Below are 11,997 nucleotides of genomic sequence, written 5' to 3'. Positions count from 1 at the left end.
GAACGGATCAGCTTACGACGACGTCGGTATCGGGCTCGGCGCTCTCCGTGTGCAGGTACTCCTCTCGGACTTCCTTGGGCCCGAACGGCCAGACCTTCTCGAACCGCGCCCAGATCAGGTAGGCGACCACGCCCAAACCGACCCACGCCAGCGACCATTCGATGGGATGGACTCCCGGATTCGCCTTATCGGCATACCCGTAGATGACCAGCCATCCGATCCCGGCAAGCACCAGTGGCAGTGGGTACAGCAGCATCTTGTACGGCCGCGTCAGATTCGGCTGCCTGCGGCGCAGCACCACAACCGCCGCGATCTGCGCGAAGGACTGCACGATCACCATCACCGTGGTCAGCAGCGAAATCAAAACCGCGAGTGGCGGATGCGTGGCGCTGGTCCCGATATGGCGAGCCAGCAGGAACCCACCCGCGGTGACCACACCCATGGCCGCCAGCCCGAGCATCGGGAACCGATGCCGCGGATGCAGTTTCCCGAAGGAACGGAAGAACACTCGATCGTGCGCGGCATCGAACGGCACCCGGGAACCCCCGAGTAGCCCGGCCAGCACCGAGGCGAACGCGGTGATCAGAATCAGCACGGTCACGACCTGCGCCGCGCTCTTACCCATGGTGGTCTCCAGCACCGCCGAAGCCACCGACTGCGCGGCTATATTGTCCGGGTCGGTCATGTCCTGCCACTTGATCACGCCCAGCACGCCGATCTGCATGAGCAGGTAGACGACCATGACCGCGCCGATCGCGTACACGATGGAGCGCGGCAGCACCCGCCCCGGATTCTTGATCTCCGCGCCGAGATACGCGGTGGTGTTGTAGCCGAGGTAGTCGTAGATGCCGATGGTCAGCCCGGAGGCGAACCCGAGCCAGAAGGTATTGCTACCCAGATCGATCGCGTGATCGGGCCAGGTGAAGGCCATATCCGCATCGAAGTGCGTGAACGCGGCCAGGATGACGGCGGTGACCGAGATCAGCATGACCGTCCACATGACGACGGCGAGCTTGCCGATGCTCTCCACCTTGCGCCACAGCAGCAGCACGGCCAGTGCGACCACGGCGATACCGACGATATCGCCCTGCCCGGTGGTCATGGACGGCCACAGATAGGTCAGGTATTGCACCAGCCCCTGCACGCCGGTGGACATGATCAGGGGAATGAAAAGCATTGCGGTCCAGACGAACAGGAACGGCATGAGCCGCCCGGTCCGGTATTGGAATGCCTCGCGTAGATAGACGTAGGTGCCGCCCGCGCCGGGCATGGCGGCACCCAGTTCGGCCCAGATCAGCCCGTCGACCAGGGCCAGTACGGCCCCGGCTAGGAAGCCGATGACGGCGTGCGGTCCGCCGAAGGCGGCGACCATGAGCGGAATGGTGACGAACGGGCCGATGCCGACCATCTGGCTCATATTGATGGCGGTGGCTTGGAAGAGCCCGATTTTTCGGGGGAGTCGTTGAGGGCCGGTCATGGCTTCCTCCGGTGGAGCGAATGCGGAGCGGATTGGTTTAGTAAAGTTAAGTTCCTTTACTATTGCCGTCAAGAGGTAATCAAGATTCGTATGCCTAGAGTTGGCAGCACGACCCGAGGTAGAACGGAAGGCGATGGACGAACTCCCCTGGAACCGGCAACGCCTGCGCAGCAACAATGAGTGGCTATTGCTGGAGCACCTGCGTAACGAGGGTCCATCCAGCCGCGCCCAACTCGCCAGGGACACCGGACTTTCCAAGCCGACCGTGTCCAGCGCCCTTGCCGCGCTGCAGAGCAATGGACTGGTCCGCGAGGTCGGCACGGTCGCGTCCGAGCGCGGGCGCACCGCCGTCCTGTACGAGCCCGATCCCACCGCGGGCTACGTGCTGGGCATCGATATCGGCCGCACCCGGGTGCGCGCGGCGGTCGCCGACCTGTCGGGAAAGGTGCTCGCCCGCAACGACATTGCCAACAGAGCGCGCACCGCGGCGGCCGTCGCCGAGGTGGCGACCCAGGCCGCCGATCAGGTGCTGGCCACCGCCGAGGTGGCCGCCGACCAAGTGGTGCACGTGGCCCTGGGCAGCCCGGGCGTCTTCGACCCCGAGGACGGGCGCGTCCATTTCGCCGTGAACCTGCCCGGCTGGGGTCGCGCCGGACTCCTCGGTGACATCGGCAAACGGCTCGGCGGCCTGGAACTGTCCATGCACAATGACGCCAATCTCGCGGCGCTCGGCGAATACGAGTTCGGCGTCGGCCGCGGCAGCCGCCTGTTCGTCTATGTGCTACTCGGCACCGGCCTCGGCGTCGGCATCGTCTCGCAGGGCGAACTGTTCACCGGAGCGCACGGCGCGGCGGGCGAAGTCGGTTTCCTCCCAGCGACTTTCGGTGCGCCGAAGGCCGAAAGCCACCGGCGCGGAGCCTTGGAGGAGGCGGTGTCGGCCGAGGCCGTCGTCCGGGCCGCGAAGGACCGCGGGATGACCGGCAGGCTCACCGCCAAACGCGTCTTCGAGGCCGCCCGAGCCGGTGACCCGATCGCGGCCGATGTGGTGCGTCAGGAAGGTGAGCGCGTCGCCCTGGTCGTCGCCGCGGTCACCGCCGTACTCGATCCGGATGTGATCGTGCTCGGCGGCGGGCTGGGCCACAGCTCCGACCTGCTGCTCGATCAGGTCCGCGCGGCCCTGCAACGCTCGACGCCGCTGCGCCCCACCGTCGCATCCAGCGAATTGGGTGATGACGCAGTACTTCTGGGCGCGATAGCCACCGCCTTGCGGATCGCCAGACCGCAGGTCTTCGGCCGCCGATGATTCAGGCGAGGATGGCCTGATCGATCGGCGTTGCGCCGGAATTGAATTGGATCATCCGCCCGATGGTGGCCGGTTGATCGAGAATGGCCGCAATGACGCTCGCGACATCATCGCGGCTCACCGATCCGCTCCCGGCTCCCTGCGCCGCCGTCTCGATAAGGCCGGTAGCCGGGCCGAGGGTCAGCGACGACGGTGCGACGATGGTCCAATCGAGCGAGCTCTTGCGGAGATAGGCGTCGGCCGCCGCCTTCGCCTCCGCGTAGTGGAAGAACGAATTATCCGGGGGCACACCATGATCCGTGCGCGCCCCGAAATACGACACCAAGAGGAACCGCCGCACCCCGGCCGCGGTAGCCGCATCGATGCTGCGCTCGGCCGCGTCACGATCGACCGCATAGGTGCGCGCCGGGTTCCCGCCACCCGCGCCCGCCGAGAACACAACAGCATCGTGTCCGGTGATCAGATCCGCGATCTTCTCCGTCGAGAGATTCTCGATATCGGCGACCACCGGCGTCGCACCGGTCGCCGCGACCTCGTCGACATGATCGGGATTGCGGAACAGGGAGCTGACTTCATACCCCTCGCCGGTGAGCAGTCGCGCCAACCGCAGCGCGATCTTCCCGTGGCCTCCGATAATGGCGACTCGTGTCATGTGAACCGTCCTCCGTTGCGGCAAAGGTCTCCCAACGAACGTAGTCGATGGGACAGGCGTAGCGCGTGAGCTGGGCGTTCTGCGGGCGTTCAGCGGTCTTTGAGTCGCCGGTCGCATGGTCTGTCCGAACGCGGAACAGCCGCTGAACCGGAGGAGAGATCAATGACCGACAGCAATGCCACCCCGAATGTGCTTCTCGTACACGGCGCGTGGGCCGACGGCTCCAGCTGGAGCAAGGTGATCGAGATCCTGCATGCCGAGGGCTTCGGCACCGTGGTCGCCAGCCAGCTGGGCCTGCGCAACTTCGACGACGACGTGGCCACGGTGAGGCGCGACCTCGCCCTGCTCGACGGCCCGACCATTCTGGCCGGGCACTCCTACGGTGGCGCGGTGATCAGCCAGGCCGGTGCCGACCAGCCGCAGGTCGCGGGTCTCGTCTACGTGGCCGCCTACGCGCCGAAGGCCGGGGAGTCGGCCTTCTCGATCAATCAGGAATTCGGTGTCCAGCTGCCCAGCGGCGCGGACCTGATCAATATCGGTGCCGAGGACGCCCCCGACTTCCTTGTCGACAGGGCCCGCTTCCACACGGACTTCGCCGCTGACCTGACCGCCGCCGAGGCCGCCGTCCTGGCCGCCGTCCAGAAGCCCACCTCGGTCCTGTCGCTGGCCGGTGCCGGTGACAAGACGCCCGCCTGGGAACGGCTGCGCGCCAACACCTGGTACCAGGTGTCCACCGAGGACGCCATGATCCACCCGGATCTGGAGCGCCAGCTGGCCGCCCGGATCACCGAGGACGAGCGCATTGTCGAACTGGCCGCCGGGCACGCGTCCATGCTGAGTAAGCCCGCCGAGATCGCCGACCTCATCGTGCGGGCGGCCCGGAACATCTGATCAGTCGCTGCCCCGCTGTCCGGCGACAATGGGGTCGGACCCGGGGGTGAGGCGGTGCACCAACCCGTCGATCGAGTCGAGATACCCTGCGGCCGAGATCGATTCGGCGAGGGTGCGGGCCTCCCACAGCAGACTCCGCGCCCGCTCGGGATCGCCGCACGCCTGTGCGAGATCCAGCAGCGCCGGAATCAGTTCCACCGGTGACTCGGCGGTACGGAGCCGATCGACCGCACGTTCCAGGAGGTCCAGGTCGGTCCCGCCGGGGGCCGCCAATGCCATTGCGCGCATGGTTCTTCCGAGTGCCTGCGGACTGTTCCAGCGCTCCGCGAGCACGAGCTCGGCGGCGGCCAGCTCGCGGGCGCGCTCACGCTCGCCCAGCCGCAGGAGTTCCAGCGCCGCCATACTGCGCCACGGCAGATTGGCGGGGTTGGTGGTGCCCGCCGCCCCGACCCGCCGCCCGCAGTCCAGATAATGGGCGATCGCCTCACGCGTGAATCCGCGTGCGGCGGACAGCATGCCGCGAACCCGAAGGGCCACCGTCATCTCCCACGTCTCGGGATCGGCGGTGGCCATGGCGCGGTCCAGCCACTGCTCGGCCTCGTCCACGCGCCCGAGCGCGAGCAGCGCCTCCGCGTACTGGACCAGCAGAGTGGCGGGGGGCGTGAGCAATTCATCGTCGATCTCGCCGACCACCGCGCTGACCTCCCGCAGCACCTGCTCGAATGCGCCCCCGCGCAACAGCACCTCCACCCGGATAATGAGACGGTAGGTGTCGATGGTGCCGAAATGCTGGTCGCCGCCCCGATCGCTGAGCTGCAAGGCGGTGGTCAGGTCCCCGGCCCACATGCTCAGAATGGCCAGCATGCCGTAGAGCTGCCTGGGCGGGGTGTCCACGTGATTGGCAATGCGGTCGAGCGCCAGCCGCTCGACCGCGGTGCGCGCGTCGATCTGGGTGCCGTAGACCTGGTCCCAGGTGAGTACCGCGGTGGTTATCCGGTCGGTCACCCCACCGGCGCGCAGGTCCGCGGTGTAGTCGCGCCAGGTCGGGGCGGTCAGCGCGGCCACCATCCACTCGGAGGCGCGAATGGTGTGGGCGGCCACCGGATCCCGGCCTTCGGTCTCCGCGAGCACCTGCTTCACCAAGGCCATGGCCGCCACCGCTTCGCGACGTGTCGCCAATGTCCACGCCAGCGGGATGAGCGCGGTGGGCGCGACGGCCCGGGCGCGCTGACTGCGCAGTGCCTCGCTCAGGTGGGCGCGGGCGGCGGCGGGGTTGGTCCACAACTCCAATTGGCCGAGCCTGCACAGCAGATCGTCGCGATCCTCCGGTGTGCAGATGCGCAGAGCCGTTTCCAGCCAGCGCACCGCTTCGGGAATCAGGTTGCGGCGCAGGCATTCTTCGGCGGCGTCGATCAGGACCACCGTCCACGGGGCGTACCGATCGCCGCTCAAATCCTGGAGATAGGCGGCCACCTGTCGCGCCGAATACCCGGCGGCGCGGGCCTGGGCCGCGGCAGCCGTCCGGAATTCGGCGGCTTCCACGCCGGGGCAGAGCCAGCGAATGGTGTTGGCCAACAGTGGATGGCGGAACCGGGGTGGATCGGCCGCGGCGAGAATGCCCACCGTTGCGAGCAATTCGCAGCGGTGCCGCACCACCGCGACGTTCTCACCGCAGGCCGCGGCCAGGATATCCGCGGTCGGGCCGAACTCGTGCAGCACGGCCAGCGCCTTCAGCATGCGCACTCCGGCCGCCGAGTACCGGCCGAGCTGGCGTTGGATCGATCGCGAATAGCAGCCCTCGGGGAGCCGGTCCGGGACATGTGAGCCGTCCCGGAGCGTGGCCAGATCGGTGATGAGCGCGCCCGCCACGAGCGGTATTTCGCCCGTGGCGCGCTGGATTTCCGCCGCGAGCCCGGGCGGGCAGGGCTTGCCGATGCGGCGCTCGTAGAGTCCGGCGATGGCGGCCTCGCTCAGGCCGCCCGGTCGCAGCACGGCCGCCGCGGCCGGTTCGAGTGTGGCGTGCAGGTTGAGTACCGGCCGGTCCCAGGATCTTTCATCGAGGGTGAGCACGATCAGCACCGGCAGGCCCCGCAATCGCGGTGCGAGGGAAGACAGAATTCGTGCGGAACGATCGTCCATGCGCGTGGCGTCGTCGATCAGCAGCACCAGCGGCCGCCGCGCGGACTGCCCGGCGAGAGCCGCGTAGAGCCGATCTCCGGCAGTTATTTCGTTGTCGCTCAGCGAATCACGGTCACCGAGCCGCTCCAGCAGCAGTCCGACCAGGTCCTGATCGCCGGACGGTGAGGTCAGATCCACCCGCAGTGCGTGGCGATGTTCGCGGGCAACCTCATTGAGCAGCTGCGTCTTTCCATATCCCGGGCGACCGGTGATGACCACCATGCCGCCCACCCCGGTCGCCGCGCGGCGCGCGCACGCGGCGATCCGGGCCAGTTCCTGCTCTCGGTCGAATACCAGTGGCAGCGCCGAATCGTCCTGGGGGAGTGCCAAATCGTCCTTGGGCGGCATCGAATCGGATTCCGGCGCAACCGGGTTCGGGCCGCGGTCGAGAGCCTTGCTCCGGGGACGGTCCGCAGGCTCGGCTCCGCTGAGGATCTGCTCCTGCAAGCGGCGCAGTTCCGCGCCGGGCTCGACGCCCAGCTGTCCGACCAGCACGCGGCGGGTATCGCGGTACACATCCAGGGCCTCGGAGCGGCGGCCGCCGTCGGCGAGCGCGCGCATCAATGCCGCGCGTGGCCGTTCCCGCAGGGGATATTCCGCGATCAGCATGCGCAGGCTGTCGATCGCCGCATCGGTGCGACCGCGCAGCACGGCGATATCCAGACTGTCCTCCAGCACCGCGAGCCTGCGCTCGGACAGCGCGGCCCGCTGCGATTCGGCGAACGGCCCCGGCACTCCGGCCAGGGGTTCGCCCGAATACAGGGCCAGCGCCTCGGCATACGAGCGCTCGGCACCCTCCCAGTCGCGCGCCTGCCTGGCCCGCGCGGCCTCGCCCACGAGTCGATCGAAAACGCCCACATCGAGCTGGTCCTCATCGATGCGCAGCTGATAACCGCCGTGCCCGGACAGCAGTACGGTCGGCGGCGTGCGCGGCGTCCGATCGGGTTCCAGCACGCGGCGCAGCGCCGAGATGTGGGTTTGGATCACGCCTATGCCGCTGGCCGGGAGCGCGTCCTCGTACAGCGCGTCCAGCAGTCCGGCCGCCGAGATCCACTGGCGTCGGCGCAAGGCCAGCGCGCACAGCACCGCCCGGCGCTGGGGTGGTCCCAATGGTTCCACGTGCCCGTCCCGGCGTACCTCGACCCCGTTGAGCAGCGTCACCTCGACTGCTCCAGGCTGAACCATCTGTACTCCACACCTTCTCGACACCGGCACCTTCTCGACACCGGACGGACAGGGGTAGAAGGCTACAGACCGGGATGCAGTGAGACGCGGGCGCGGGCCATTTCTTGAATATCAGTGATCAATTTTTCCCTGTCCCGCAATGCCTGTGCCACGAGATCTTTTTTATCCTCGGGAATGGGTCGGTATTTAGCAGACCACAGCATTATGTCGACGAGCATCGGTACCAGATCCACACTGCGCTCGGTCGGGCCGTAAACGTACTTCGAGTGGTTCGTCGGATCCAGTGATCGACTGATCAGTCCCACGTCTTCGAGATGTCGCAGCCTGCTGGCCAGGATATTGGTGGAGATCCCTTCCTCGGACGCCGCGAACTCCCCGTAGGTGGACTTACCAGCCAGGATCATGTCGCGAATGATCAGCAAGCTCCACTTGTCGCCGAGGATCTCGGTCATGTAGTTGAACGGGCAATCCGAACGCAGGGATGGCGACTCTGGCATGGATCCACTCTATCGATACCACTTGCATCTTGCAAGTGCTCGAGTTACGGTTTTACTTGCAAATTGCAAGTTGACTAGAGAAAGTCAAACCCATGAATCGATATTGGGTGCTCGCGCTGGCCTGCATCGCATCGTTCATCACCGTGGTCGATCTGGCCATCGTCAATGTCGCCCTACCGGGCATGAAGGCCGACCTGGGACTCGGCGAGGGCACCCTGCAATGGGTCGTCATCGCCTACGGCCTCCCCTTCGGCGGATTACTGCTACTGGCCGGAAGACTCGGCGATATCTGGGGTCGCCGCCGCGTACTCCAAGCCGGAATCACCATCTTCACCCTCGCCTCACTGACCGCCGGGTTCGCCGATACGACCGCCGCCCTGATCGCCTCCCGCGCGGCACAGGGCGTGGGCGCGGCGCTCATCGCGCCCTCGGCCCTGGCGGTGGTCGCCGCCACCTTCACCGAACTGAAGCAACGCAATTCGGCGCTCGGCGTCTACGGCGCGACGGGCGGCGGCGCGGCCTCGGTCGGCGTGCTGGCGGGCGGACTGCTGACCGATGGCCCGGGCTGGCGCTGGATCTTCTACGTGAATGTCCCGATCGGCGTGCTGCTCGTGGCCGCGAGTTTCGTTCTGCTGCGCGATGATCGGGGCGATCGGGCGGGCGCGGGCTTCGACCCCCGCAGCGCGCTCGCCGCGACCGGCGGACTCATGCTCGGGCTGTACGCACTGAATCGCGGGGTCGAGGACGGCTGGACCGCCACCTCGACCCTCACGCTGTCCGCGGTGGCCTTGGCCCTGCTCGCCGCGTTCGTCCGGTCGGAGCAGCGCACGGCCAAACCGCTCGTCTCGCGCGAATTGCTCCGGAATCGCCCGATGATCGTCGCCGATCTCACCGCGCTGTTCGGCTTCGGCAGCTTCTTCGCCTTCATCTTCCTGACCACGCTGCTCATGCAGCAGCAACTCGGCTACTCCGCCACCAAGACCGGGCTGGTCTGGCTGATCACCTCGATCAGCGCCTTCATGATCGCCGGGCTCACCGGCGCGGTGCTGGCCGAACGATTCGGGGCACGGCGAATGCTCACAGTCGCTTTGCTTCTCATGGGCGTGGCGGCCGGGCTGCTCACCTTCATACCGGCCGATCCGAGCTTCGCGGTCGACTTCCTGCCCGCGCTACTGTGCGCGGGACTGGCCGTCGGCATTCTCGGTCCCACGGTTCAGATCGCCGCGCTCGCACAGGTCCACGAGGCCGGATTCGGTGGAGCCTCGGGCCTGGTCGAAACATCCCGGGAACTGGGTGGGGCCATGGTGATCGCGGTGGTGTCAACGGTTCTCGTCGCGGGCGGATCGGAGACGGCACTGCTCACCGGTCTGCATGACGGCTTCGGCGTCATTACCGGAACCGCGCTGGCGGGCACGCTGGTGGCCGCGATCGGCTTCGGGATCCGGAGTCGTCGAACGGTCGTCGCCCCGGTCCCGGCGTAGGCCCACAGTGCCATCGGGCCGGAATCCAAGGACAGCCACCTTGGATTCCGGCCCGGTACGACGAACGACGCGGCTCACTGCGCACCTGGCTGTACCGGATCGCCACCAATGCCTGCCTGACCGCGATCGAGCAGCGCGGTCGGCGGGCACTGCCGACGGGGCTGATCGGCCTGTCCGAGGAGGTGGTCTTCCCGCCGCCCAAGCATCCGGAGATCTCGTGGATCGCACCGATTCCCGATGTGCTGCTGGGCGATTCGGCCGATGACCCCGCTCGGGTGGTGGTCGCGCGCAGCGGTATCCGGCTCGCTTTCATTGCCGCACTGCAATATCTGCCCGCCCGGCAGCGGGCGGTGTTGCTGCTGCGCGATGTGCTCGCGCTGTCCGCCGCCGAGACGGCCGAGATGTGCTCAGCGGGCGGGGCGAGTGGATCGAGCGGATCACCGTATTCGTCGAGCCCGATCTGTTCCGCCTCTTCGGGCTGCCGCTGATGATCTGAGATGGCTTGCGCGCGGGGGTTATTCGCTCAGGCGTTGCCGACGATCATGATCGGGCTGTCCACCGAGAGCAGCAGCGACTGACTGGTGGACCCGAAGACCCGGCTGGCGAATCCGCCCCGCCCGCGCGTGCCGACCACGAGCAGCTGCGCGCCCCTGGACCATTCGAGCAGCGAGCGTTCCGGGCGCTCGTGGGCGACCTCGCGCTGAATGCGGACGTTCGGATAGCGCTCCTGCCAGCCCGCCAGGCTCTCGGCGAGCACATAGTCGTCGAGGGCGTCCATCTCGGGATCGTCGGACTCACTGCCATCCGAGCCGCTCCAGGCATGCAGCGCAATGAGATCCACGCCGCGCGCCGACGCCTCCTCGAACGCCACCCGCACGGCCGGTTCGCTCACCGCCGTCCCGTCCACGCCGACCAGCACCGGCCGGGTATGCAGATCCGGGGGTGCGTCCACGCCATCGCGCACAATGGCCAGCGGGCAATGCGACCGCCGCGCCAGCACCGCACTGACCGACCCGAGCAGCGCCCGCCGCAGCGTTCCCAGCCCCCGCGCGCCACCGACCAACAGGAACGCCTGATGCGATCGATCGATCAGGGTCGGAGCGACCGCCCCGTGCACCAGCTCCGTGGTGATCTCCACCCCGCCCGCCTTCGCGGCCACCTGCTCCGCGGCATCGAGCAGCGACTGCCCGCTCGCCTCGAACAGCGCGTAATCGTCCTCGGTCAGCGCCGTCCCGAGCCCGAGCCCGAGATCGGGCGTCAACTCGAGCACATGCAGCAGATGCAAGGGCCGGTGATGCAGTGCGGCGGTACGCGCCGCCCAGGCAACCGCCGATCCGGCGGATTCGTCCACGGCGACCACAACGGATTCAATGCTCGGCATACCCCGACCCTACGGCGTCGCCGCCGAGGGCGTTCCGTACCCCGCCGAGGGGTGTACGTGGGACTCGGCGGGGAACGGCCCGGACCGATGGTCGGCCCGAGTGCTCGGGGTGGAGCCGCTGCCGACGGCAGCCCGACCATCCTCATACCTCAACAAGGGTTGAAGTCAAGCCCGCTGGATCAGAGCCGATCAAACAGCTGATTCGGGCGCAGGAGGAGGTCCTCGGTGGGGCGTTGGTAGAAGGGGATCGGGCCCTCGGTGAGGCGGGCAGTGCGACTGGTCGGTTCGCCCGAACGGTAGATCCAGGCGAAGCCTTGCGCGGTGAGGTCGACCGTGCGGGGGAGGACGCGGGTGATTTCGCGGGGGTTGGTGATTTTGCAGAGGGTGTCCGAGTCGGCCAGGTAGAGGGGTTCGGCACGTAGGCGGGGCCAGGCGGCGCGGAAGTCAGGGTGCAGGGGGAGGTCGGTGACTTCGGGTTCGGGGATCCAGCGCAGGGCGTCGCTTTCGTGGTCGGCGACGGTCGGGAGCGGAATGGGGGCGTCGGCCACGACCGTGGTGTAGGTCCAGCCGCCCAAAGCGGTGGTGGTGATGCGTTCGGCGCGAATCATGATCTGGCGAGGGGAGATTCGAGTTTCCTCCCAGGCCTCGCGCACGGCGGCCTCGACCGCGGATTCATGGCTGTCGCGGGCTCCGCCGGGGATGGTCCAGGTGCCGCGGGTGTCGCGGCGGCCGCGGGCGCGCCGCTGTAGAAGGACCGCGGTGCGGCTGGATTCGTCCAGGGGTGCGCGCAACAGCAGCCCGGCCGCGCCGTAGCGGCCCCAGTGCGGAATGCCCTCGAGGTCGCGAAACCAGCCATTGCCGTCGCCGCGCATGGGGTTCGGTCAGTTCTCGATCGACGTGACATGCATGTGTTCCACCTTCGCGTATCGGGTCGGTCGCGGGCGGTGGATCG

General features: G+C 67.8%; 10 protein-coding genes and 1 pseudogene. 5 read left to right on the top strand and 6 right to left on the bottom strand.

All coding sequences use genetic code 11. The features are described from left to right. Positions 1-7: 7 nt before the first annotated feature. Positions 8-1,477, bottom strand: a complete 1,470-nt coding sequence (locus AB0N05_RS01740) for an APC family permease (protein WP_364686135.1) — start codon at positions 1,475-1,477, stop codon at positions 8-10. A 133-nt stretch (positions 1,478-1,610) separates the two neighbouring features. Here AB0N05_RS01740 and AB0N05_RS01735 point away from each other — a divergent pair, with 133 nt between their 5' ends. Then, entirely contained in the window at positions 1,611-2,780 is a 1,170-nt protein-coding gene (locus AB0N05_RS01735; protein ID WP_364686132.1) for an ROK family transcriptional regulator, read from the top strand. Position 2,781: 1 nt separating this feature from the next. Here AB0N05_RS01735 and AB0N05_RS01730 read toward each other — a convergent pair whose 3' ends face one another. Beyond that, a complete protein-coding gene (locus AB0N05_RS01730) occupies positions 2,782-3,432 on the bottom strand; it encodes an SDR family oxidoreductase (RefSeq protein WP_364686130.1) in 651 nt (216 codons plus the stop codon). 162 nt (positions 3,433-3,594) lie between these two features. Between AB0N05_RS01730 and AB0N05_RS01725 the strand changes: the two genes are divergently transcribed. Then, positions 3,595-4,323: an alpha/beta hydrolase gene (locus tag AB0N05_RS01725; RefSeq protein ID WP_364686127.1), complete on the top strand. Its 729-nt coding sequence runs from the start codon at positions 3,595-3,597 to the stop codon at positions 4,321-4,323. Here the strand turns inward: AB0N05_RS01725 and AB0N05_RS01720 are convergent, their stop codons facing one another. Both AB0N05_RS01720 and AB0N05_RS01715 read right to left on the bottom strand, forming a co-directional pair. Next, positions 4,324-7,686: a BTAD domain-containing putative transcriptional regulator gene (locus AB0N05_RS01720; RefSeq protein WP_364686124.1), complete on the bottom strand. Its 3,363-nt coding sequence runs from the start codon at positions 7,684-7,686 to the stop codon at positions 4,324-4,326. It lies immediately after the preceding gene. A 62-nt stretch (positions 7,687-7,748) separates the two neighbouring features. Further along, positions 7,749-8,183 carry a helix-turn-helix domain-containing protein gene (locus AB0N05_RS01715; protein WP_364686121.1) on the bottom strand — a complete coding sequence of 145 codons (435 nt, stop codon included), beginning with the start codon at positions 8,181-8,183 and terminating at the stop codon, positions 7,749-7,751. Between the two features lie 92 nt (positions 8,184-8,275). On the opposite strand from AB0N05_RS01715, the gene AB0N05_RS01710 reads away from it, so the two are divergent. From AB0N05_RS01710 to AB0N05_RS01700, 3 genes and pseudogenes are all read left to right on the top strand, one after another. Beyond that, positions 8,276-9,664, top strand: coding sequence for an MFS transporter (locus AB0N05_RS01710; protein ID WP_364686118.1), 1,389 nt, complete (start codon positions 8,276-8,278; stop codon positions 9,662-9,664). Positions 9,665-9,687: 23 nt separating this feature from the next. Then, positions 9,688-9,798 (top strand): annotated as a pseudogene (locus AB0N05_RS01705) (sigma factor); the annotation flags it as partial. 48 nt (positions 9,799-9,846) lie between these two features. Continuing rightward, complete coding sequence (locus AB0N05_RS01700; protein ID WP_364686115.1) at positions 9,847-10,152, top strand: sigma factor-like helix-turn-helix DNA-binding protein; 306 nt, start codon at positions 9,847-9,849, stop codon at positions 10,150-10,152. Between the two features lie 35 nt (positions 10,153-10,187). Here AB0N05_RS01700 and AB0N05_RS01695 read toward each other — a convergent pair whose 3' ends face one another. Beyond that, positions 10,188-11,045, bottom strand: coding sequence for a universal stress protein (locus tag AB0N05_RS01695; RefSeq protein ID WP_364686112.1), 858 nt, complete (start codon positions 11,043-11,045; stop codon positions 10,188-10,190). A gap of 179 nt (positions 11,046-11,224) precedes the next feature. Next, complete coding sequence (locus AB0N05_RS01690; RefSeq protein WP_364686109.1) at positions 11,225-11,917, bottom strand: NUDIX hydrolase; 693 nt, start codon at positions 11,915-11,917, stop codon at positions 11,225-11,227. Positions 11,918-11,997: the final 80 nt, after the last annotated feature.

Origin of the sequence: Nocardia sp. NPDC051030, from assembly GCF_040683015.1 — a bacterium.
Taxonomy (GTDB): Bacteria; Actinomycetota; Actinomycetes; order Mycobacteriales; family Mycobacteriaceae; genus Nocardia.
This window is presented reverse-complemented; position numbering and strand designations above follow the sequence as displayed.